Annotated in this window: 29 protein-coding genes; 10 read left to right on the forward strand and 19 right to left on the reverse strand. The window is 38.4% G+C overall.

Going from position 1 to position 23252, the window contains the following annotated elements; all coding sequences use genetic code 11:
* Window positions 1-26: 26 nt before the first annotated feature.
* A complete protein-coding gene (gene treC / locus IGI49_RS21010; RefSeq protein ID WP_429965636.1) occupies window positions 27-1649 on the reverse strand; it encodes an alpha,alpha-phosphotrehalase in 1623 nt (540 codons plus the stop codon).
* A 50-nt stretch (window positions 1650-1699) separates the two neighbouring features.
* Window positions 1700-3655, reverse strand: a complete 1956-nt coding sequence (gene treP / locus IGI49_RS21015) for a PTS system trehalose-specific EIIBC component (protein ID WP_429965635.1) — start codon at window positions 3653-3655, stop codon at window positions 1700-1702.
* 348 nt (window positions 3656-4003) lie between these two features.
* Between treP and treR the strand changes: the two genes are divergently transcribed.
* The gene (treR, locus tag IGI49_RS21020; protein WP_207702775.1) at window positions 4004-4726 is read left to right on the forward strand and encodes a trehalose operon repressor; all 723 of its coding nucleotides are present in this window, start codon (window positions 4004-4006) and stop codon (window positions 4724-4726) included.
* A 42-nt stretch (window positions 4727-4768) separates the two neighbouring features.
* On the opposite strand, the gene IGI49_RS21025 is transcribed toward treR, so the two are convergent.
* The 11 genes from IGI49_RS21025 to IGI49_RS21075 form a co-directional block, all read right to left on the reverse strand.
* Entirely contained in the window at window positions 4769-5407 is a 639-nt protein-coding gene (locus tag IGI49_RS21025) for a bifunctional 2-keto-4-hydroxyglutarate aldolase/2-keto-3-deoxy-6-phosphogluconate aldolase (RefSeq protein ID WP_429965634.1), read from the reverse strand.
* A 12-nt stretch (window positions 5408-5419) separates the two neighbouring features.
* Window positions 5420-5962 (reverse strand): 6-phospho-3-hexuloisomerase, encoded by a 543-nt coding sequence (gene hxlB / locus IGI49_RS21030; protein WP_429965633.1) that lies wholly within the window; start codon window positions 5960-5962, stop codon window positions 5420-5422.
* Window positions 5959-6582, reverse strand: a complete 624-nt coding sequence (locus tag IGI49_RS21035; protein ID WP_429965632.1) for an orotidine 5'-phosphate decarboxylase / HUMPS family protein — start codon at window positions 6580-6582, stop codon at window positions 5959-5961. The genes hxlB and IGI49_RS21035 overlap by 4 nt, the downstream gene beginning before the upstream one ends.
* Window positions 6579-7544, reverse strand: a complete 966-nt coding sequence (locus IGI49_RS21040; protein ID WP_429965631.1) for a sugar kinase — start codon at window positions 7542-7544, stop codon at window positions 6579-6581. Before IGI49_RS21040 ends, IGI49_RS21035 begins: the two co-directional genes overlap by 4 nt.
* A gap of 19 nt (window positions 7545-7563) precedes the next feature.
* Window positions 7564-8835 carry a gluconate:proton symporter gene (locus IGI49_RS21045; protein WP_429965630.1) on the reverse strand — a complete coding sequence of 424 codons (1272 nt, stop codon included), beginning with the start codon at window positions 8833-8835 and terminating at the stop codon, window positions 7564-7566.
* 13 nt (window positions 8836-8848) lie between these two features.
* Window positions 8849-9094, reverse strand: coding sequence for a hypothetical protein (locus IGI49_RS21050; RefSeq protein ID WP_429965629.1), 246 nt, complete (start codon window positions 9092-9094; stop codon window positions 8849-8851).
* Between the two features lie 4 nt (window positions 9095-9098).
* Complete coding sequence (locus IGI49_RS21055) at window positions 9099-9833, reverse strand: sugar phosphate isomerase/epimerase family protein (protein WP_429965628.1); 735 nt, start codon at window positions 9831-9833, stop codon at window positions 9099-9101.
* Between the two features lie 182 nt (window positions 9834-10015).
* The gene (locus tag IGI49_RS21060) at window positions 10016-11005 is read right to left on the reverse strand and encodes a LacI family DNA-binding transcriptional regulator (protein WP_429965627.1); all 990 of its coding nucleotides are present in this window, start codon (window positions 11003-11005) and stop codon (window positions 10016-10018) included.
* Window positions 11006-11069: 64 nt separating this feature from the next.
* Window positions 11070-12593 carry a zinc ABC transporter substrate-binding protein AdcA gene (locus tag IGI49_RS21065; protein WP_429965626.1) on the reverse strand — a complete coding sequence of 508 codons (1524 nt, stop codon included), beginning with the start codon at window positions 12591-12593 and terminating at the stop codon, window positions 11070-11072.
* Window positions 12594-12847: 254 nt separating this feature from the next.
* On the reverse strand, window positions 12848-13246 hold the full coding sequence (locus tag IGI49_RS21070; RefSeq protein WP_207702765.1) for a pyridoxamine 5'-phosphate oxidase family protein: 399 nt from the start codon (window positions 13244-13246) through the stop codon (window positions 12848-12850).
* 18 nt (window positions 13247-13264) lie between these two features.
* Entirely contained in the window at window positions 13265-14158 is an 894-nt protein-coding gene (locus tag IGI49_RS21075; protein ID WP_429965625.1) for a diacylglycerol/lipid kinase family protein, read from the reverse strand.
* A 134-nt stretch (window positions 14159-14292) separates the two neighbouring features.
* On the opposite strand from IGI49_RS21075, the gene IGI49_RS21080 reads away from it, so the two are divergent.
* A complete protein-coding gene (locus tag IGI49_RS21080; RefSeq protein WP_207702763.1) occupies window positions 14293-14607 on the forward strand; it encodes a DUF960 family protein in 315 nt (104 codons plus the stop codon).
* A gap of 59 nt (window positions 14608-14666) precedes the next feature.
* On the opposite strand, the gene IGI49_RS21085 is transcribed toward IGI49_RS21080, so the two are convergent.
* Complete coding sequence (locus tag IGI49_RS21085; protein ID WP_429965624.1) at window positions 14667-15086, reverse strand: universal stress protein; 420 nt, start codon at window positions 15084-15086, stop codon at window positions 14667-14669.
* 9 nt (window positions 15087-15095) lie between these two features.
* The gene (locus IGI49_RS21090) at window positions 15096-15530 is read right to left on the reverse strand and encodes a universal stress protein (protein ID WP_429966083.1); all 435 of its coding nucleotides are present in this window, start codon (window positions 15528-15530) and stop codon (window positions 15096-15098) included.
* Window positions 15531-15660: 130 nt separating this feature from the next.
* Here IGI49_RS21090 and IGI49_RS21095 point away from each other — a divergent pair, with 130 nt between their 5' ends.
* From IGI49_RS21095 to IGI49_RS21120, 6 genes are all read left to right on the forward strand, one after another.
* The gene (locus IGI49_RS21095; RefSeq protein ID WP_429965623.1) at window positions 15661-16032 is read left to right on the forward strand and encodes a hypothetical protein; all 372 of its coding nucleotides are present in this window, start codon (window positions 15661-15663) and stop codon (window positions 16030-16032) included.
* 1402 nt (window positions 16033-17434) lie between these two features.
* The gene (locus IGI49_RS21100; RefSeq protein ID WP_207702760.1) at window positions 17435-17677 is read left to right on the forward strand and encodes a hypothetical protein; all 243 of its coding nucleotides are present in this window, start codon (window positions 17435-17437) and stop codon (window positions 17675-17677) included.
* Window positions 17678-17714: 37 nt separating this feature from the next.
* Window positions 17715-18452, forward strand: coding sequence for a proline reductase cluster protein PrdD (prdD, locus tag IGI49_RS21105; protein ID WP_429965622.1), 738 nt, complete (start codon window positions 17715-17717; stop codon window positions 18450-18452).
* Between the two features lie 12 nt (window positions 18453-18464).
* A complete protein-coding gene (locus IGI49_RS21110; protein ID WP_207702758.1) occupies window positions 18465-18926 on the forward strand; it encodes a glycine/sarcosine/betaine reductase component B subunit in 462 nt (153 codons plus the stop codon).
* A gap of 83 nt (window positions 18927-19009) precedes the next feature.
* Window positions 19010-19282, forward strand: a complete 273-nt coding sequence (locus IGI49_RS21115; RefSeq protein WP_429965621.1) for a DUF5960 family protein — start codon at window positions 19010-19012, stop codon at window positions 19280-19282.
* A gap of 5 nt (window positions 19283-19287) precedes the next feature.
* Complete coding sequence (locus IGI49_RS21120; protein WP_429965620.1) at window positions 19288-19557, forward strand: hypothetical protein; 270 nt, start codon at window positions 19288-19290, stop codon at window positions 19555-19557.
* A 45-nt stretch (window positions 19558-19602) separates the two neighbouring features.
* On the opposite strand, the gene IGI49_RS21125 is transcribed toward IGI49_RS21120, so the two are convergent.
* Together IGI49_RS21125 and IGI49_RS21130 are read right to left on the reverse strand one after the other, a co-directional pair.
* On the reverse strand, window positions 19603-20058 hold the full coding sequence (locus IGI49_RS21125) for a DUF2188 domain-containing protein (RefSeq protein ID WP_429965619.1): 456 nt from the start codon (window positions 20056-20058) through the stop codon (window positions 19603-19605).
* Window positions 20059-20437: 379 nt separating this feature from the next.
* On the reverse strand, window positions 20438-20728 hold the full coding sequence (locus IGI49_RS21130) for a hypothetical protein (protein WP_429965618.1): 291 nt from the start codon (window positions 20726-20728) through the stop codon (window positions 20438-20440).
* A gap of 147 nt (window positions 20729-20875) precedes the next feature.
* Between IGI49_RS21130 and IGI49_RS21135 the strand changes: the two genes are divergently transcribed.
* Together IGI49_RS21135 and IGI49_RS21140 are read left to right on the forward strand one after the other, a co-directional pair.
* Complete coding sequence (locus IGI49_RS21135; RefSeq protein ID WP_429965617.1) at window positions 20876-21568, forward strand: hypothetical protein; 693 nt, start codon at window positions 20876-20878, stop codon at window positions 21566-21568.
* Window positions 21569-21961: an MmcQ/YjbR family DNA-binding protein gene (locus IGI49_RS21140; protein WP_429965616.1), complete on the forward strand. Its 393-nt coding sequence runs from the start codon at window positions 21569-21571 to the stop codon at window positions 21959-21961.
* A 5-nt stretch (window positions 21962-21966) separates the two neighbouring features.
* Here IGI49_RS21140 and IGI49_RS21145 read toward each other — a convergent pair whose 3' ends face one another.
* Window positions 21967-22308 (reverse strand): DUF1801 domain-containing protein, encoded by a 342-nt coding sequence (locus IGI49_RS21145; protein WP_429965615.1) that lies wholly within the window; start codon window positions 22306-22308, stop codon window positions 21967-21969.
* Between the two features lie 55 nt (window positions 22309-22363).
* The gene (locus tag IGI49_RS21150) at window positions 22364-23119 is read right to left on the reverse strand and encodes a MerR family transcriptional regulator (protein ID WP_429965614.1); all 756 of its coding nucleotides are present in this window, start codon (window positions 23117-23119) and stop codon (window positions 22364-22366) included.
* Window positions 23120-23252: the final 133 nt, after the last annotated feature.

Below are 23252 nucleotides of genomic sequence, written 5' to 3' on the forward strand. Positions count from 1 at the left end.
GCCTTAACGCACTTCACAGTTCTCTCCTAAATTAAAATAGCTATTGTTTGATACGGCTGCAACTTGAACTCAGAATTCAGTTGAGTTGCGCGATAGTTATCAACTAAAATTTCGCCAGTCAAGAACTCATCAGGCAAGTGAACGATCGTCTCCTCAGCAAAAAAATTATTTAAGACGACTAACTTTTGTTCTTCATGTTCTCGAATAAAGCCGTATACGGATTCATGTTCAGGAGCGAAAGCTCGATAACTGCCTTCTGCGATAATGGGATACTCTTTGCGCAAACGGATCAGCTTTTGATAATAAGCAAAGATTGATCCTTCTTCCAATTCAGTAGCTGCGTTAATCTCTTGGGCATGATTTCCAACCGCTAACCATGGTATTCCTTTAGTAAACCCAGCATTTGCTTCATGCGTCCATTGCATTGGCGTCCGGGCATTGTCTCGTGATTTACTTTGTACAATCGCAAAGGCTTCTTTTTCCGAGTATCCTTTTTGAGTCAGTTCTTGATAAGCATTCAAAGTTTCAACATCCACGTAATCAGCCATTGATTCAAAATCAGGATCAAGCATACCAATTTCTTCACCCATATAAATATATGGCGTCCCACGATTTAAATGAATTGCTGAGGCTAACATCTTTGCCCCTTCGATTCGATAGTTTTCCACATCTACAAATCTGTTAAGGGCCCGCGGTTGATCATGGTTATTCCAAAACCAAGCGTTCCAGCCGTTGTTTTCGCTCATTTGTGTTCCCCAAGTGTGAAACAATCTTTTTAATTCTGAAAAATTAAAGGGAACGTTTGTCCACTTTTTACCCTCTTCATAATCTACTTTTAGATGATGAAAATTGAAGGTCATAGATAATTCATGACGCTCTGGTTGAGTATACAAAATGCAGTTTTCTACAGTCGTAAAACTCATTTCTCCTACAGTAATAATCTCAGGATCTGCTCCATAAGTTGCTTCATTCATCATACGTATATACTCGTGGGCAATCGGACGATCTGTGTATTCTGGTTTACCCTCACTAACAGAATTATCTTTTAGAACCTCGTCTTTACCGATCAAATTGATTACATCAAAACGGAAGCCTTTAATCCCTTTATCCATCCAAAAACGTACAACCTTAAATAACTCTTCCCGAACTTCAGGATTACGCCAATTCAAATCTGCTTGCGTAACATCAAACAGGTGTAAATAGTATTTCCCAGTATCGCCGAAGGGTGCCCAGGCATTGCCGCCAAACTTCGATACCCAATCAGTAGGCTCTTCCTGAATAATAAAATACTCCTGATATCTTTTATCACCGGCCAAAGCCTTTTGAAACCATTCATGCTCGATTGATACATGATTTAATACCATATCCAGCATTACCCCAATTCCATGCTCTTCAGCAGTTTGAATTAGGTGTTCAAATTCTTCCATTGTTCCAAATACAGGATTGATGGCAGTATAATTGGAGATATCATAGCCATTATCTCTTTGTGGACTTGGATAAACCGGATTTAACCAAATCATATCTACCCCTAATAATTTTAAATAGGGCAATTTCTTTAAGATCCCTGCCAAATCACCAATCCCATCACCATCGGTATCTAGATAAGATTTGGGATAAATTTGATAAATTACTTTGTCCTTAAAAGACATCTTCTTCCTCCTAAAACGAGGCAGTTGTTTCACCAACTGCCCTTTGTTAATTATAAGTGTGTAACGGTCATTATCGTCTCAGCTGGGGTAATAGGCGCTGCTTCTAAAACCGGATCAACTTGAAATTCATTCGAGTTGGTTACAATAATTGGGGTTTGAACTTCGTAACCCGCTTGACGAATTGCTTCTAAATCGAACTCCATTAATAATTGTCCTTTAGTTACCGTATCTCCTTGATCTACTTTAGCAGTAAAATATTTACCGTCCAGCTTGACCGTATCAATACCTATATGGATTAATACTTCGGTACCGTCATTACTTAACAAACCGATCGCATGCTTCGTCGGGAACAATAGGCTGACCTGACCATCAAATGGCGCAAAGAGCTTTCCTTCCACAGGGTCAATCACTACTCCTTGCCCCATCATACCTTCAGCAAACACAGGATCTTTGGCTTGATTCAACGGTTGTACTTCGCCGTTTAATGGTGCAAACAATTCTAGAATCTGACCCTTTTTACTAGAGACAGGTTGATCCACCTCGTTTAGGTCAACAGACAGCTCCTCACCAATCCGATCGATTTTGTTAAAGATACCCGCACGTCGGAAGAATAACGTCAATAGGAATGGCACAACAATCGTAATCAGCATCGCAATCCCAAAAATCACATAGTCCTGTGGTCGGATCGCTAAAATTCCCGGCAAACCACCGACACCGATAGACAGTGCGCGAACTTTGAATAAAGTGACGAACATCCCAGCTATTCCGCTGCCAATCATCGCCGCAATGAAGGGATACATGTATTTTAGATTAATCCCAAACATCGCTGGCTCAGTAACCCCTAGCCAAGCAGAAATCACCGATGGAACAGATACTTGCTCTTCCTTTTTATTACCGCGGTGAGCATAAACAACCGCCGCAACCGCTGCTCCTTGAGCAATATTCGATAAACAAATCATTGGCCACAAATTAGTTGAACCAAAATCGGCAATCAGTTGAGAATCAATCGCCAAGGTGGTATGATGCAATCCAGTAATAACCAATGGCGCATAAACTGCGCCGAACACTCCTCCGAACAACCAGCTAAAGCTTGAAGTTAGTCCAGCATTGACTACTGCTGAAATCATCGTTCCGATTTTCCATCCGATTGGTCCTAAAATCACGTGAGCCGCCAAAATGGTTGGCAGTAATGAGAAGAACGGTACAAAGATCATTGAAACAGCTTCGGGAATATGCTTTCTAAAGAAGCGCTCTAGATAAACTAATAGGAAACCTGCCAACATCGCTGGTATGACCTGAGCTTGGTAGCCGATTTTCTCAACTGTTAAAAAACCAAAATTCCAAGTATAATTTGCAGCTATTTCAGCAGCTGAAGTACCATTTACCGCATAGGCATTCAATAGTTGTGGTGATACTAGGGTAATCCCTAATACAATTCCTAGAATTTCCGTTGCCCCCATTTTACGGGCGATACTCCAAGTAATTCCTACTGGTAGAAAATGAAAGATCGCTTCCCCAGGGAGCCATAAGAAGTTGTTCACAGCATCCCAAAATTGCGAGGATTCTGTGATTGTTTGTCCTCCAAGGAATCCCATCGGAACAGCTTCTAAAATGTTGCGGAACCCTAAGATCAAACCACCGACAATAATGGCAGGTAATAATGGCGTGAAAATTTCAGCTAAAACAGTAATGGCACGTTGAACAGGATTTTGATTTTGCTTAGCAACAGATTTGGCGGCCTCTTTTGAAACGCCTTCAATTCCAGAAATAGCAACAAACTCATTGTAAAAAACTGGCACGTCATTCCCGATGATTACTTGAAATTGTCCTGCATTAGTAAACATTCCCTTGACACTTTGAATATCACTAATCTTCTCTTCATCCGCTTTCTTTGGATCATTCAGTACAAATCTCATCCGCGTAGCACAGTGGGTGACCGCAGAAATATTTTGTTTCCCTCCAATGGAAACTAACAGTTCTTTGGCATCCTTTTCGTATTTACCCATCTTTTTCCCTCCAATTTAATAACTTGTATGGATAAGTTATTTCTGCCTTAACTATATGAAATTATGTTCAAATTGTAAACCGCTTACAATTTTGGCCTTTTGTTTTTAATTAGAATTATCTCATTTTATATAGCTACAAGAAAAAATTCACTGCACTTTCTTGTCTACTGTTTACCAACATGTATCTCCTAAAGCAAACAAGTCATCCTTATACATCAAAAAAAATAAGTTTTTTCTAATGTTCTAAAACCACTTAAGAAAGCGATTTACTTTTCATTTGTTTTAATTTATACTTTAGTTGCTTATCCGTACAAGTGAATATCAAGATTGGGTTAAAGGAGGTATCTGATGAAAACTTATGAAATGGTCTATCAGACAATCGAACGAGGTATTTTGAAAGGAATTTATTCTCCTGGCAGCTATTTGCCTAGTGAGAACCAATTACGCAAAACGTATGCTGTTTCTCGCGATACAATTCGCAAAGCACTGTCTCTACTGATGGCGAATGGATATATTCAAAAAATGCAGGGTAAAGGTTCCCTTGTACTGAAACGCGAACAGCTGCGTTTTCCAGTTTCTGGTTTAACCAGCTATAAGGAACTGCAAAATTCTTATGGTTATGAGAGTACCACTGCTGTTGTAAGCCTAACAAAAGTAACCATAGATGAGGATATGGCACGAATAACCGGTTTTGAGGTTGGAGAAATTTGCTGGTCCTTGATTCGTACTCGACAAATTGACCAGAAGAAAGTGATTTTAGATAAGGATTTATTACTGGCCTCCTTGATACCAGAATTGGATACAGAAATTGCTAAAGATTCTATTTATCGTTACATTGAACAGGATTTGCATATTTCTATCAGCTTTGCAGAAAAAGAGATTACCATTGACAGTTTGACAGATGAGGATCGAAAGCTGTTAGATCTGAATCATCACGATATTAATATTGTCTCTGTTAAAAGTCGTGTCTATACTTCGGAAGCTCAACAATTCCAATACACTGAAAGTCGGCATCAGGTAGACAAGTTCCGATTTTTCGATTTTGCCCGCCGCAATCCTTCTACTATGTAACGAATAAAGGGCAGGTTCCATTGCATCACCCTGCCCTCATTTCTATTCGTTTTTCTCTAAGTCATCCCAATGTCGTTTGTACTGTGAAGCTGCTTTGGTAATTTGGTGAAGATCACCTGCTAAAAGATTTCCGCCAACCCCTACCATTACTGCACCTGCTGCATGCCACTCTGCTAAGTTATCCAAGTTCACGCCGCCTGTAGGCATCAAGTTTACCTGAGGCAGCAGACCCTTAATTGCTTTTATCATTTTTGGTCCAGCACTGCTGCCAGGAAATAGCTTGATTACTTCTACTCCACTTTTTAGAGCTTGCTGCATTTCCGTAATGGTAGCACAGCCGGGAAGGTATGGAATTTGATACAAATTACAAATCTCCGCTGTGGCCTGATCAAAAGCAGGGCCAACGATGAAGTCTGCTCCTGCCATAATCATACGTTCAGCACTCGATACATGTAGCACTGTACCTGCACCAATAACGATTTTTTTATTTTTAACCTGCTCCTTCTTTAATTCCTGAATAACTGATTCAGCTTCAGGAACAGTTAAAGTCACTTCAATTCCGGTAATTCCCCCCTTAATCAGTGCACGGCACACACTAAGAGCTTCATCTTTATTATTTCCTCTAACTACAGCAATTACTCCTGATTGCCTTAATTGCTGTAAAAGGTTGATTCGTTGCACTCTCTTCACTTCCTATTCTACGTTCACATGTTCATGCAACGCGTCCTGATTAGAGGTGTCATCACGTTTTGCCAGCATTAAAGTTAAAGCATCCAACGTAATATGAACAGTTTGATCAAACAATGAAGACAATAGTTGAACAGATCTTATACCTGCTCCGGTTTTCGTTGCTCCTGGCACTACAATGACCTGATCCGCTAATTCTGCTAATGGAGAGTTAGGGTCACTGGTCAACACCACAATATCCAGACCTATTTTTTGGGCAGTCTTTGTATCAGCTACAATACTCTTGGTCGTACCTGATCCAGAAATAGCGACCCATGTATCGCCTTTTTGAATGGACGGTGTGATTGTTTCCCCCATTACGTAATCAGTATACCCAATATGCATCAAGCGCATGGCAAAGCCTTTGCCTTGAAAACCGCTGCGGCCAGCTCCAATCACAAAAATTCGTTTATCTTTTTGAAAATAGGATAAAGCAGCCTCTAATTGGGTTTCATCTACCTGCTTCATTACTTCGTTAATTTCTGTCATGATGGTTGTTATCGTGCTCAATTTATTCCCTCCATAAATTGCTCTGCTGCTTGCAGCGGTTCAGATGCTTTGGTGATTTTTGAACCTACAATGACAATTTCTGTCAGTCCTTGCTTAGCTAATCCTTTCGCCTGTTCCAAATCAATTCCACCAGCAATCGCGAGATGCTTAATCGTTGGATACTTTTCGTGAAAAGTTTTCACACTAGCTACAGCGTCTAATTTATCTTTGCGATCAATGGAGTGATGCAGCGCGAAAATTGCCTGATCAAAATTTGTTAGCTGAGTAATCTTTTCATCAGCTACCTCCAGCAGGTCAATCATCATGGTTTTTTGCTGCTCCTGAGCAACTTCATAGCAAGCTTTTAATGTATCGTAAGAAGCAGCACCCATCACTGTTAATATATCTCCACCATAATGGTACCCTTGACGAAACTCGTAGGCTCCTTCATCAATTGTCTTTAAATCCACTAATAGTTCGGTGTCTGACAAAACAGTTCGAATTTGCTCAATTGCTTGATTGCCGTAATCTTTCACTAACGACGTTCCCATTTCTAAAATATCTGTTTTTCCATTTAAAGATTTGGCTAGTTCGACAGCTTCTTCAAGGGTAACTCGATCGATGGCTATTTGTAATTTCATGCTGGTTTCACCTCATTTTTTGCTAAAAAATCTGCTAACTCTTTAGGCGTAGGATAACCATCATTATCTCCTGGTGATTGAACAGCCAATGCACCTACCGCATTTGCTCGAGTAACTGATTCTTTCAGGCTTTTTCCTTCTATTAAAGCAGTAATTAGTCCTGCAGCAAATCCATCCCCCGCACCCACGGTATCCACAACTTCATTAACTGTAAAGCCAGGTATTGTAAAGCTGGTTCCATCTTTTTGCTTCACATATGCTCCCTCTGTTCCTAGTTTTACTACTACTGTTTGTGTCGCAGCACCGTTAGCCAGATAAAAGTCAGCAATTTTTTCCGGATCTCGACTTCCCATAAGAATCTCTCCTTCATTAATACCAGGTAAAATGATTTCAGCATGAGAAGCCAATTCATTAATGGTTGCGACCATTTTCTCCTGTGTTTCCCACAATTGAGGCCGCAGGTTTGGATCAAAAGTTGTCCGTATTTGTTTCTTCTCTAACAATTGAACAAAATGTCGGAATGCAGCCAGCGCTTCACTAGAAATTGCCGGAAAAATACCAGATAAGTGCACCATCTTTACTTCTGAAAAATCAATGTTATCTAAAATTTCTTGATTGAGGTGAGCGGCTGCTGAACCTTTACGGAAATAGAAGATACTCGGGTCTCCTTGACTGACACGATCCTTCAATTGAAAAGCAGTCCAATAATCTTCCGTTTGATCAATATAGTCGGTCCCTACCTGATTTTTGCGCAATTGATCAATAATAAATTCACCAAATGGGTCTTTTCCTAAACGAGTAATATATTCTGAAGTATGACCTAAACGTGAAACTCCTACTGCTACATTCACCTCAGCACCGGCTAAAAATTTTTGGAAATTCTGTGCATCTTTTAAACTTTTGTCTACCTCTGTTGATCCAAATAAAGCAATCGGTTCACCAATCGTTAAAAATTCACTCATCATTTATTCCTCTTTTCTATTAAAGTAAGATATAAGCAGTTGCTAGATTCAAAATAGTAGCCATCCATGCCCATGGCAGGCCGGTTAACAAGAAAGTCTTCGTATCCAATTTCGCGTATTGTACTGACCATAAATTCCAGGATTGAGTTATACATGCTGAGACACCCATCATAGAAGGTACTACCAGCAATCCGTACAAGAAGTATTGATCAAACATGCCGGTTCCGACTAAAATGGCAGCAGTCGCTGCCCCTGCTCCATACAGCATCAAAGGTCCTCGGAAGTAGGATAGTGGCGCGATTATGGCAATAATAATTACGAGAATCAGTTTGCTGTCTGGAATGATTTGTTGGAAAACACCTGTGAATCCTGACATTGCATGAACAGCTGCTGACTGAAACATCGTTAAAACAAACAACATAATCAGTAATCCAGCAATGTCACTAATCGCATGCTTCGCTGTTTCGTTCATCATCGTAACAAAGCGGGTATAGCTTTTCATATTTCCGGTGGCAGCAAAAGCAATAATAGTAGACAACAGCAATGCTGGTACTGCATCCCATTTAGCAAAAATGCTCAAAGCTACTGGTAACACTGGTAAAATATAGGTCCAAATAGGTACTTCAGCAATTTCTTCGCTGGAGTCGCTAGTTATAATTTCCGGCGTACCATTACGAATTTTTTTCGCATTAAATAAAATAAATAATAAAACAATCACCATTTGTACACCCATTGCAACGAAGCCAAAACGTTGGTAATGAGGGCCCCACTCAACTTGCGGAAAGAAAACTTGAAACTGAACAAAGAGCACATTGTTCACATACATTGCAGCCCCGATTGACATGGTGAAGACTAAAACAGCAATATTTCGTGGTACCCCGATCGAAAACATAATCGGGAACAAAATGACTCCGACTGCAATTGCTGACCCAACACCATAAGAACTGGTAAAAATCAACGCAATAACTAATGCGATTAATACCGTTGCTAAAACTGGACTTTTTTTACCCACGGTTTCTGTTCGTCGACTAATACTACCAGCAATTCCCGTATCCACTAGCACGCGGCCAAACCAGGAACCGAAAATAATATAGGCAGCTGTTTTCCCGTAATTTAAGACTGGTTCAGTGAAAATTTCTTGAATTGCTTGGTTAAACGGCACTCGGCCAATGATAGTCCATAAAACAGCCATGACAAAGAATCCGACCGTTAAATTACCGCCCTTCATCGCGTATAAAACAAAGACGATAAAGGTAACCGCTAACAATATTCCGACAATTGCACTACTCATGTTAGTCACCTCCTTAATATTGGTTCAATTCACTTAAAATCTTTTGATACGTTGAAATTGGTTTGGTGTGATCATCAATAAAAAATTCATTTTCCATACTATTAAATCGCTGGGCTAAATAATAAGCACTTAAGTAAGCCGCCAATGCTTCCTTAGCAGCATCCTCCATTTTTTGCTTTTCAATGATCGGTCGATTAATCGTATCCATGAAATGATAAGCGAAGGTTTCAGGATCGATTTTTGTTTGTTGGTCACGCATGTTTTTAAGCCTCCTCAAGTAATTGTTTGGCAGTCAAGATTTGTTTATCTGATGTCGTTGGGTACTCGATTGCTACTGGTATATTCTGTGGCAAAATTTCTAAAATTTTGCGCCATTTAATGACCCCTTTGTCCAATTCGGCGGCTTGAGGTTGATTGTTCTCATAAGCAACATTTTTTACATGAATGTAACGAACATATGCGGATAGTTTTTCCGCCGCGACCTCTTCAGACTCCCCAACAAATCTCCAGTTTCCTAAATCATAAACATAACCAATCGCTAGCCTCGCAATATTAACCGCTTCCATAAATGTTAAAATTGCCTGAATAGTTCCAGATGTCTGTGTTTGATCATTCTCAACATTAACCTCCACGCCTTCTTCAGTAAGCGCTTGAAGATTAGCCAATTCAATGTCTTTATGGAAATCACCAATATTCCACTTAATGTGTTTGACGCCTAATTCCTTAGCTTCCATTAAATACTTGGTTAAGTTAGGATTGATCTCTCGATTTACAAATACCTCATCCGGCACACTATAAAACAACTCAATGTCATTTTTTTCAGCCAACTTTTTGATAACAGGTATTTCTTCTTTTATATTCTGAAAATACTCTCTTCTTAATTCGACTTTGTTAAAGCCTAACTCTTTCGCCTTCATTAACAACTCTGCTTGGAGTGCACCTGCTTCTGCCTCTTTTGCAAAAACAAGTAAGTTTAATACAATTTGTTCTCTCTTCATAAAACAGCTTCCTTTCAATGTGTTAACCGGTTTCTATACCAATATAGTAAACCGGTTTCCTAAAAGTGTCAACCGCTTTCAGTCTAAAAACAAAAGTTAACTGCATATAAAAAGAAGCTGAGTATGGAAAACGGTTCCCATACTCAGCTTCTTCGCCTTAATACTTTCTTAAACAATAACGGTTAAATCGATTTTCGCCAACATAATTTTGTTGGTACTATAATTTCATCGACCACAGATTCTTCATCCTGCAGCAATTGAAGAATCTGCTCAGCAGCAGTTTGCCCGATCGTCTGAGATTGCTGTTCAATACTGGTAATACCTGGTCCTACTAGCGCTGTTAGATTCCAATCATCAAACCCGGTAACCCCTACAGCCTTAGGAATATCAATTTTTTCCTCTACTAAAAAAGTCAACAAAGCCATTAATACTCGTCCATTAGAAGCAAACAACATCGTTTTTTTTGGCTGCATAATTTGTCGTCGAATCCGTTGATCAAGTTTATCTTCTAGAGTAGTTTCCAGCAATTCCGTTTCCATACCAGCCTCGTCTGCAAGTGTTTTAACGGTCTCATAACGAATTTCACGAGTTGTTGCTTCGTGCAAAGGCTCACTGACAACAACAATTTTTTGATAGTTTTCTTGAATAATTACTTTCATTATTTTATTAATTGCGGAGACATTATCAGTTATCACGGCCGGCCACAACACCGGAGAAGTTTGCCTATCCACCAGCAGTAAAGGAATGTTACGTTCTTTCAAAAATTCGTAGTGCTGCGAATCACGAGAAGAGGGCTGCAAAATGATGGCTTCAACACTTTGATCCATCAGCTTTTCCAGTAAATCATGCTCTTGCTCAACAGAGTTGGCTGCGTCCATAATAATCATTTGATAGCCTTGCTCCCCTAGCACTTCACCAATACCTTTTAATAGTAAGGAAGAGTACATATTGGAGATATCGGCAACAACGACTCCAATTAAATAGCTTCGCTTTGACTTTAGTGCTTGGGCCTGACGATTTGGTCGATAATTTAATGCTTTAATAACCGCCGCTACTCTTTCTTTTGTTTCGTGCGACATGTTACCGTAATGACCATTTAAATACCGGGAAATAGTAGTTTTAGACACACCGGCTTGTTCAGCTACTTGATTAATCGTCACTTTCTTCTTCATGTGTTTACCTTCTTCACTTTGGTGTTTCTTCTATTTTAGCGGAAGCTGCCCAGTTTGTGAAGGTTTAGTGTGCCAGCATTTCTTGTGCGATGTCCATTCCTGACAAATTGCTTGGATAATAGGTTGGCCAATGATCCATTTCCTCCAATAGCGCATCTTGGCTCTCGTTGCCACAATAAATATGAAAATGTCCCGATTTTTCTGGCTGAACTCCATGATCGCTAAATTGAATGTACTTGAACGCATCTGTGTCACCTTTTGCTTCAAATAAGAAACGAACTCCTCGATTCCCCGCTTTATAATTTAATATTTTATATCCAGCAGATTTATACTCTGCAGATTTCTCAGTTCCATCATCAAAAATAAAGGTCATTTTATCTCCTTTAATTTTGATTTCTTTGACATCGGTTTGATAACCCGTTTCATAATAAGCCTTATATTCCTCTGCCGTTTTGGAAGAATCCTTTTTGGTTTTGTATTCCATCACTTGATCCAATGTTCCATTTTCTAAATAAGGATAGACCGATTGCCAATTTCCAGCCCAGTCAGACAAAGAACGATCCTTTACATCACTGTCTTCGAAATAACCATTATAGACTGTCTTTTCTTTAGTTGGTGCCAAATTCTCTTCTTTAGGATTTTCGGTATCGGTTGTTTTCCGCAGGGCCTTCAAGTTTTGCTCCATAACGGAAACATAGTCTTCTCCATCGTCCATTTGTTGCTGAGTTAATCCTTCTAACGGATTTAATACTTCTGTTTTAATTTTCGTTTCAGCTGCTAAGGTTTCTGCGACGCTGCTTTTCGCATTCTCTTCAAAGTAAATATATTGAATCCCATTCTTTTCAACAAATTCTTTTAGTTCAGCCAATCGAGCAGGAGAAGGCTCTTCCTCAGCTGACACTCCTGAAATTGGTACTTGATTTAGGCCATATTCCAAAGCTAAATAACTGAATGCTGCATGCTGAGTCACAAAACTTTTTTGTTTAGCGTTAGAAAAAGCGCTAGAGTAATCAGAATCAAGCTTTTGTAATTTTTCCACATAATCAGCTGTATTTTTTTCAAACGTCTTTGCGTGTTCTGGATAGCTTTCACTTAATTGATCACAAATTGCTTCTACTTCTTTGATTGCTAAACTTGGGGCCAGCCAAACATGTGGATCTAATTCATGATGGTGACCTTCTTCACTGTGGTCATGATCATGTTCTTCTTCCTCACCGCCCGGCATTAACAGCATATCTTTAGTTGCTTTAATAATTTTTACATCTTCTTTTTCTAAAGAATCCTCCACATCCGGTACCCACATCTCCATATTTTCATTGTTGTATACTAAAGCATCTGCATCCTGAATCTTAGCAATCTCTTTCGCTGAAGGCTCAAAATCATGGGAATCCGTCCCAGCCGGAACTAGCAGCTCAACCTTTCCTGCATCCCCTACAATATTTTTGGTGAAATCATACATTGGATAAAAACTGGCTACGATAGTTAACTCGTCTTTTCCTGAATTCTCTTTCTTTTCTTCGTTATTTCCACAGGCACCTAGTACACCTGCTAATCCTAGTAATGCCAACCACTTCCATGCTTTTTTCATTCTTTCACATGCTCCTTTACGGTTTATATTTACAAATCGTAATATTTACGTTTTGCCGCATGGGTTTAAATTTAGCATAGACTAATTTCCTTTGTCAACAAAAAATAAAAATTTCTCTCAAAATGAAAAAACAAAAAATCTAAACAATATCCGTACTCTCTCTGCGATCCAATCAGACCGTTTCGCAAATTTTGCGTTTTAACAGAGTTGCTACTAAATATAGTTCAGATTTATTCGTTTTGTATTTTCGAATGCTAGCCATCAATAATTTCAGTCTGATTATCCTTGTAATGCTTCACACTCAAAGTTTCAAAAACAGCCATTACCGGGTGATGATAATCTAACTGCTGCTGGAAATCGTTAAGCTTAGCCGTCAGAGCTTCATAACCTTCTATTTCTTCTAAAAAGAAGTAGCCTTTTAAAGCCAAGCTTTCATGATTAATCGAATCCACACAAAATAAACTGCCAGAGCGGTTATTTTGTATATTTTCAGCGGTTCTTCCATCCATATTAATATAGAATTTGAAATAGTGGAAACCGTTGCGTTCTAACGGCTTCGAAACTGCAATTACATGAGGAAAACCGCGACTATCAATTGTCGTTAAGGTAAACATGTCTGCCCTTTTTATTAATGCTTCAATTTCTTTATCCACTAGAATCCTCCTTTAAATTTAACTGTTTTCCTTTGGTTCGGGCACGTAAAGAGTGAGAAACTTATCCAGCCAATCCAACTCAACTGGCAAAGTTGGACCCTTGTCCCCATCAATCCGTGCAACAATATCCTGTTTTCCTAAAGGTGTAAGTTTCAGCTTTTTTGGTTCCAGATAAAGCAAGCTTTCTGTATTTTTCAATTTGCCGGTAAAAACAAAACGAGCTAACTGAAACAGCTTTAAGAATGTCATATTATGCAGCATACTGACGTGAAATGACTCTGATCCATCCTGAACGTAGTTCATACCGCCAATTGAGTGGGTGGTGGTAATTAAAGCAAACCAAACTTTTAAATTTTTTTTGTAAGAATCGGCCTCAATACTTACCTTGTAGGATCTTTTCTTACCAAATTGTTTCAACGCCTTCAATGGATAGACAATTAAACCAAATTTTTGTTTTTCCTGCTGCCGTACTTCATTGGAGATATCCGCAAAGGTACCAAAAGCAAATGAGCTGACAATCGCTTTTTTGTGCTCATCACATGCTCCAATTCCCACTTTTCGTGTGTGTCCTTTAACAATCACATCCATCGCTTGTTCTAAATCCATCGGAATGTGCCATCGTTTAGCAAAATTATTAACTGTCCCTCCAGGAATAATTCCAAAAGGCACCGTTTGATCCGCCTGTACAAATGCGGTAGCAACGATATTCAAGGTCCCATCTCCACCAATTGCTACTATCGCCTCATAATCGGATAAGTGCTCCTTGATTTTTTTGATAGCTGCCTCTGGATCAGGTGCCGTTAAAAATTCTGCTTGCTTATTGGCAGCCTTCAATTTTTCCTTAAGTTTGTGCGCTGTTTTTTCTGCCTCCCCATCTCCAGCATTCGGATTAAAAAAAATTGCGTATGTCATGTGAATCCCTTCTTTCATCAATCTAACCATACCATGACCTTGAAAAAAAAGCCGTTAAAATGATTATTTCTTACTCAAATAGTTTCCTTTCTCAGAAAAACTGCTATTATAAAAACTAGAAAGGAATGACTGTTATGTTTGAACCGAATAAAAAACGACGCAGCGAGGTATCCGCTGAGCAATTACCTGAACAAATGCAAAATGAATTGTGGCATATGATTTTCATGCGTCCTCATAAAGGATTGCCCTTAAGCTCACCACAACGCTTTAACTTTTTTAAAAATCCCAATAAAACTTTAAGTGTGGTCCATTCACAAAGTGAACCTTACTTTTCCGATAGCGTGACTGCACCTTACATACAGGCTTATGAGCACGTCTCCTTCCCTAGCCGTCTATACGTGTATGATACCGGAGAAGAATTAGTAATGACTTTAGAAGAAAAAAACTGAGTTTCTGTAAAAAGGACCCTCAAATGCAGACTAGAAATCTAACGTTTGAGGGTTACTCTCTATTTAATTACCATGACATTGCAAGAAGAGTGGTTGACTACATATCCCGTTGTAGATCCCAACATCCACTGACCTAATCTATTTAGTCCCGTTGCTCCCATCACGATCAGGTCGCTATCAAAATCTTCTGCCGCCTTAATAATTTCCAATTTGGGATTTCCAGCAGCAATCTGTGTCTCCAACGGAAAATCTACTTTTTCTTTCAGTTTAGTAATCATTTGCTGCGCTTTTTTTTGCAGTTCTTTTGTAATTTCAATCGAATTAACACTGGCAGTCCCTCGAAAACTAGTCACATCAATTACTGTTAACAACAGCAGTTGTGCCTGATTGCGTTTAGCAATTTGAGAAGCTTCTAAAAAAGCTTTTTCAGCCAAATCCGACCCATCTACTAGAACTAAAATTTTGCGATACTCCTTCACATTATCACCTTATTTCACAACTAAGACACTACAAGAAGCATTATTTACAACGAAGGAAGTTGTTGATCCCACTAAAGCTCGTCGAATCGCTCCTTTACCTGTTGGCCCCATAACAATTAAATCAATCGACTGACTTTCAGGAATAATTGTAGCAAGGTACTCTTTGGGGTTCCCAATTTCGATCACACTCGTTACTTCTTTTACTTGTGCTTGTTGTGCTTCATTAATTTTTTTCGCTATCTCCTTTTCGACCATTTCTTTTTCTTCATAAAGAATTTTCGAATACGAAAAGGCACTGTTACTAAGATCCTCTTCATTGATAATCCAAGCGATAAACAATGATGCTTGGTTAGCTAAAGCGATTGTAATGGCTTCTTTAAAGGCTTTTTCGGCTTGTTTTGATCCGTCTACAGCTACTAAAATTGTCTCATAATTTCCAAATATTGTAACCGCCTCCCTTTTCTTAATTATAGCATAATTTTGCTAAAGTACTCTTTGGGAGAGGCTCATTTTATTGCTCTTCCTCTCTATGAATGCTAAGATATGACCAAATTTTCTGAAAGGAAGCTTTGCAATGGATAGAAAACAACGAAAAAGAACTCATTTAGTTATTCACACGGCTTCTTCTACCGCAGCCGCCATTGGTGGAGGGATGGCTCAATTGCCTATCTCCGATGCGGCCGCCTTAATTCCTGTTCAAACAGCTATGATTATTGCTTTAGGCAAGATTTTTAATAAAAAAATTGAAGACGGTGCTGCAAAAGCCTTGGCAACGCAATTCATTGCTCAGCAAGCTGGAAAGATGACTGCCCGTTTCGTCGCTGGTAAAATTCCAGTTGCTGGTACGATTGTTAATGCCACTACTGCAGCAGCTATTACCGAAACTTACGGCTGGATGATTGCTAAAGAGTTTGCTGAGGAAGCTCAAGCTTTAAAAAAAGCTTAAAAGGATCGGCTTGAAATAAAAGCTGCCATTCTTTTTATTATACTATGTTTGTGGATGAACACGGTGTTTCACTCGTTCAATGAAGTAGTCTGCATTTAAGAAAGAGGTCCAGGTTCAACTCCTGGCATCCACATTATAATTCACAAGTGAAGCTTTAGTTGGGTAAATTCCGCTGAAGCTTTTTTGTGTGAAGAATGAAATGCTTCCTTTAAAATTCGAGATCATTCTTAAAGTTATTCACTAAATAACCTAATCAGATAATTTTTAGGCTTTAAATTTTTGATGCTTTCGTGGGCATATTTTTTGTCGTTTTAGACAGATGATGGTAAATTGAAGATGTAGCACATATCCCAACTACCCCATTTTTTCCGGTCACGTTTAGTGATCGGTTTTTTTATTGAATTAAAATCACTCTAATCAAGATGTGTTTCTTCTATCCTAAAGGTTACCTAGCTTTTTGTAATAATTTTAGTCACTCGTTAAATGTTATCTTTTCCTGGCAATTTTAGTATGCTATAATTCTTGTTAGATTGACCATGACTTTTAGAACCTGCAGATTACAGATAATTAATTTGTTTACAACTATTACTATCTTTCTCAGGTCCTTTAATTTGTTTACGCATGCTTCATGGTCAATCCCTTTTAAAAAAAACTATTTTTGCGGTCTTTGAGTGCTTCTCTTGTGAACTAAATTACAATCTGATATTATGACACTGTCTAGCTCAATTAGACGAGTCAATGTACTGGGGTAGTCAGGCTTGACTATCCTTTTTTAGGTGAATTGAATAGGTTTAGTGATTGAGAAAGAAGTGAAAAAATGCTCTTTATTAAGATTCCCCTACTAAACGACATTCCCCCGTTTGATTCTCCTGAAGAGTTGCGATTCACTTGTGTTACCAAAAGTCTCAGCGTCCATACAATGACACCTTATTTAGTATCTTGTGGCTCATTTTTCTATGTCGCTGAACTTATAGAAGGTGCTCCAGCAACGATTTGGACCCAACAAGACTTAGAATTCGCAAAAAGGAGTCTTAAGAGAAAAAATGCCGAAATCTATTTTAAACATTCAAATGATATGTACGAAAAGATTTCAAATTGAGTCCTGTGATATTTTTATATCACAGGTACTGAAAAACGGGTAAATAGTGTGGCTGGAACAGCTTCTTGAAAAACAAGCTGAATAACGAAAAGCTAGTTTAGGAGCTGTCCGCTTCCGTCACACACTTCTTTACTGCTCTTCTTAGAAGCTTCTAATTCCAAATCAAATTTCTGGCTGTTTATACCATCTGCTCTCCCCTATTTTGTCATTTTGCAATGAACAAATCTCATTATTCTTACAGAACTCCTTTATTTCCTGTGCTATAATCAACATAAGTTCACCGTTTGAATAAAGGAGTTTGTTATGCATAAAGTTTGTTTACACGATTTGATTACCCGAAAAACTTTTTTGGCGGAATTTTCTTCTATTCCGGCAGTTTCTGAAACGATTCAAATTGATAATAGTCAACGTTTCTATTTAATTCATGGCATTACTAAAAATATTACTGATCAAATGGAAGCTTCTCATGATTTTGATATTTATGTTGAACAGATTAACAAAGAATACTGGGTGAATTCTTTATTGGACAAAACCCAGAATTGTTAATTTTGAGAAACTTTACATATGGAAAGGCGACAATGAGATGACTACATTAACGATCAAGAGTTATCATATAAATAACGTCCAGTTAGGTGAAAAAAATTTAGTCCTTGAAACCGGGAGCCTAACTCTATCACCAAAATTACTATTTTTCGATCATCCTTTAATCGAAGCAATTACTATCAAAATAATTCCTCCAGATAATCGTAACCAATTCACGAACACCATCATGGATGTTATCCCTCTTTCGGCTAAAGCATTAGGAAGTCTAGGTGAGGGGATTACTCATACATTAACTGGAGTATATGTTTTATTGACTGGAGTGGATACAAACGGCCGCCAAATTTGCAATGGTGGCGGGTCAGAAGGTATTTTGACGGAGCAAGTTGCTTGGGGAAGAGCCGGAACTCCGGCGGATGAGGATTTCCTGATTTCCTTTAATGTGGTCTTGAAAGCAGATGCCTGGGTGTCGCGAGCTGGACCTGATGCTGCACATTTAGCGTGCGATCAGTTTTGTGCCGTTTTTCGACAACAGTTGCGTGCTTTTGACCCACAGGTCTATACTGAAAAACATGTGTTTGACGATCACCTCCGTCCTAATGCAAAGCAAGTTGTTTTAGTTAAAGAGGTTTCGGGGCAGGGTGCTATTTACGATACACGATTATTTCCTACCGAACCAGCCGGTTTTCAAGGAAGTAAATCAATCATTGATATGGGGTGTATGCCCCAATTAGTAACACCAAACGAATACCGTGATGGTATTATTCGAGCAATGGATTAAGGAGACGGCGACATGGGTTTAGGTGCAAGTATGAAAGAAACAACTTTACACCATTATCGTGATCCCTTTGTCGAACTTTTAGCTGAAGATGCTGAGATCGATTTACTGGGAGTGATTATCATGGGAAGTGCTGATGACACGCCAACAAAAATATTAGCTAGCAACCGAACTGCTCAGCTTCTTTGTTCCTTAAAAGCTGATGGAGCTATTTTGTCTTGCAATGGATTTGGCAATAATCATGTTGATTACGCTAATTTAATTAATGAAGTAGGAAAAAATAAGCTTCCCTTTGTTGCCATGAGCGTTTGTGATGCCGAGAATTTTGTGGTTACAAATAATTACCTAACTGAGGTATTGCCTTTTTACAAAAGCAATCAAGGAAAAGAGACTGGTATTTTAGCTCAAAACACCGTAACTAAAGAGGATGCTCAAAAAGCAATCGCACGTTTACGGTTAAAAATGCGTCATTCTTAAGAAGCTAAGAAGCTTCTTTTTTTTGAGGAAATCTACTTTACTTTTAGAACGTATGTTCGTATAATAGCAGTGAGGTGATGATAATGTCTATGATCAGTGCAAATTCTGTTTCAACTTTTTATCAAGCTTATTATTCTATTGTTCAAGAATCCGTTCCTTTAGCCCTATTTCTTAGCAACATTGTTGAAAAAATGGACGAAGAGCAACGAGATTATTTTAAAGTAGCGGCCAAACGTACAAAGCAAAATCAGGATAGTTACTTTTTGTTCGAACGTTCAAATGATGAACTTGTCTTTAAAGGGGTTCGCACGAAAGAAACTTGCCTTGCTTTTCCCAGTGGTAGAAATAAGGAGTGATTAGGATGAATACATTAAAAGGAACAGTCAGCCATTTGAAAGTAATAAAGTTCTCTGATTACCCTCTCGTATATTTCCAGCTAGATGATCATCATTGTTTAATCGCTAAACATAGTTTAAATTTCCTTGCTGACGTAGAAGATGGTATGCAAATCACCGTTGTTGGCCAGTTCAATGTTCGGAAACAATTCGTCGCAGCTAAATACGCTGTGTTAGGAAAAACGCGAATTATGATTGATATAGAAAAATTTCAGCAAACACATTTCATTTCATAAAAAAATCGTGAGGAGGAATCAATTGCATTCCTTCTCGCGGTTTCTCTACTCATTCTTAAAGTTTCGCGTTTCTTGTAGTGTCCCGTCACGTTTAAAAATTCTCAGTTCAGATTCTTTATTTTCAGCTATATCTTTCCCTCGTTGGATAGCTTCTGATTTTTTAGCAAACCGTTCGCTGGCACGTTTTGCACCGTCCGAAATGACTTCCCATTGATCTTCCTGATATTTGACTAATACAGTTGCATTAATTAGTTTTTTTGTATTAGGATTGGTTTCATGCGTATCATTTTTCTGTGGATTCTTAGCATTTTCTACTTGACGTAGTTCCTTCTCAGAAGCATCTGTGTACCATTTTTCCGCTTGACTAATCGCAATTGGAATTGCACGTTCTTCTGGATATCCGTCAGCTAAAAGTGCATTACCAATATCAATTGCTTTTTTGCGTGTTACCTTTTCCAAATTTTTCATAGACGCTGGATAGTCTTTCATATTCCAAGGCATTGGATTTCCCCCTTTTATGCTGCACAAATTAGACTTCTTACAGCTCCCTTCTATTGTATCGACTGATCTCTAAAAAAGAAAAAAATTAGCTCAATCAAAAAAGACACTCCTGCGATAGAGTGCCTTAGGGGAAAACATTGCTTACTCTCATAAGCAGACAAAGAAAGAATGAGAGTTTCTTTCTTCTAGATTTATCTTAGCAGATTTTCTCATCCTTTTACCATTTATATTTGAAATAATTATCCTAAATTTGCGTTGCCTATAAACAAAATGATCACTAAGTAATAAGTTCAAAATAAAAAAAGACCGTCCGTAAAAGCATACATGAATGCTTTACAAACCGCCTTTGATAATTTTTTCACAAAATGCTAGAAAAAAATTAAACATGGACGTATTCCAATTCCACTCCTCTAGCGGTATCTTCATTCACCACTACTTGATAGGTTTTGAATAATTTGGCCATTGTTTTTGAATCGAATGCAAGTACTACACTTGCTGGTAAATCAACCGCTTCAGTTACCTCGCTGATATTGACTTCCTTTTTATTTCTTTGTTGGAATTCAGCAAAAGGACGCATCATATTAGCAAACCCACTAGTCAGTGCAATCTCTTTCTTTTCACAACGAATGGCATCTCTCAGTTCGATTGGATTGGCAACAGTTTTTCTCATGTTATCACATCTCCTTTTCCATACTTTAGCATATTAAAAAAAAGAAAGCAATGAATTTGTGAAAAAAAGCACAAATGTTTTACTTGTTTGAGAGTTCGTTCACTATATCTTTATTTAATGCTATACTCAAAAAAAGGAGATTTTTTTATGAAAAGTAGCAAAAAGCAGCTTCAAACAAGAGGCTGGTTAGAAGAGGACGATCTGATAAATTTTAGAAAATGTTCTTTTGAAATGTTAATGGTACTTTTGGATTCAGAACAGTCGCTAGAACGCAGCGCTGCTGCTCGTTTGATCCCACTTACCGTTGATTCATCTGCTAAATTATTAGAAGTAGTCTCTAAAGAAAGAAAACTGTACTGCCGTTTAGAAATGATGCGCAAGCTGGAAACTGGAACGGTAGAAACAGCTAAACAAATGCTGCCTTATCTAGGAAAGATTGGAAGTAACCAACATCAGCAACCGTTGAATACACCTTCAGCTAAAAAATCTTTCCCACTGCCCCGCGATTTGATTGCTCGTTCATTAGGTAACATGTCGACAAGTATTTTACCTACGTTGTTTGAACAGTTGAATCAGTTAGACATGCCCGCATTAAGTGAATTGATCGATGCGATTGGTCTGCTTATTTTTTATCACCCTAATGAAGCATCTGATAATTACTTTAACGAACTTCAAACACTTTGGGAGGAAAGTATTTATGAGCCCTTGCTTCAATGGAAACTAGTTATTTGCTTTTCTTCCTTTCCACAAAGCGAAATGCTGCTTAAAGAAATTATTCAAACGAACGCTGATTTAGCAAGTGAAGCCCAGCGTTCATTAATCTTAAGGAGGCCTATGTAAATGAAGAATCTTAACCGTATCGAAAAACGCATTGCCCATTTTCAAGATTTTGGTAACGAACTCCCCAAGGCGAAGGTTTATTATCGTCTGGATTGGGAAATTTTATATTTCGATCTTTATGGCAAAATGTTTGGTCTAATGACCCAAGAAGTTAGTGAATCTGCTACTATCACCCTTAAAGGCTTACCCGAAAAGAATGAGGAACTGCGAGAACTTTATTCCGATATTACTCCTGGCTATCATACTAATAAAAAACACTGGAACACCATTAACTTAGCTACCACCCAATTAAGTGATGAAGAAATTGAAAATATGATTCGTCTTTCTTATCAGTTAGTGGTAAAAAATTTACCCGTAAAAGATCGAAAAAAAGTAGAAGTGTATCTTTCATAGCACTTCTACTTTTTGGCAATAATTTTTTTAATTAGAGGCTCAGGAACTGACTGGTCAAATCGAATGTTTAATCTCTTTTGCCCAGTAGCGTAACCCAAATCTTTCGCTTCCTTTACTTGTTCAGGTGTCAAATCCTCAGAGAAGCTGACACTCACGTGCGCTTTGTAAGCAGCTATATTGGCCCGCATTTCATTGTATAAGAAAAAAGGCAGTCCCCATTTAATTGTTTCTTCAACTGGTTGAGTTTTCCGTAAAAGACTCACTAATTGAGATAGAATATCTTGAGCCTCAGCAGGTGACTGTTCAATGTAATCCTGAGTATCAGTTGCTGGTATTTTTTTAGGCATCATGCTCGCTTCCTTTCGCTAACACTATAACAGAAATGCCTATATTCACCGAATGTTACGCATAAAATTTGATAATGTCTCTTAACCAGTTGGCTGCGTTCTTGCCAACACGTATTTCATAGTATTCCGTGAATCGTTCATCCAGTATATACATTTCAGCGACTCCACGATGGGCTTGGGAAGAATATTCTTGCCAACTATACTGCAACCACTTTTTGTGTAGTAAGAAGACTTGTTTGGCTAAATCACTAGGGAGTTCCGGTTGTTGACCATATTTCTTCAACTTTCTTAACAATTCTTGTTCCGTTTCTTCTTTCGTTTGAAAATCTGTTTGGGACATCGCTGACCATTTTTTGGCCGCTTTTTTCACTACATCCTCTCCATATTTTTCAAGCAGCTCTTCTCCATACTGCTCTTCGTTTTCCTGCCATGATTGCTGTTTAAACAACTCAAATTTTTCTTCATTTGTCATTTTCTGCTCTCCTTTATAATGAGCCAAGGTTTGATCAACTAATAAGAGCAACTCATCAATTTCTTGGCGTCTTTTCAGCAATTGCGTTTGCTGCTTATGAAGTGCGGTTTCAATTTTAAATTCTGGTTGATCCAAAATTTGTCGAATCTCTTTTAGTGGCAGCCCCATTGAACGGTAGACTAGGATCTGCTGCAAACGATCAACTTCTGTTTGTTTGTATAAACGATACCCTGCTAGATTAACTTCTGCAGGCTTCAACAAATTAATTTCATCATAATAGCGTAGCGTTCGAGGACTAACTCCAGATAAATCAGCCAATTGCTTAACTGTGTAAATCACTGTATTCACCTCCATGTAGTTAATTTACACCTTTACGTAACGGAAAGGTCAAGTCAATTTACATTTTATGCTTTGGTTTAATAAAGTTAAAAATAAAGAATTTACTGTATGCCATTACCTATTGTGTCAATTT

It is taken from the genome of Enterococcus sp. AZ071, from assembly GCF_050499065.1.
Taxonomy (GTDB): domain Bacteria; phylum Bacillota; class Bacilli; order Lactobacillales; family Enterococcaceae; genus Enterococcus_A; species Enterococcus_A ferrettii.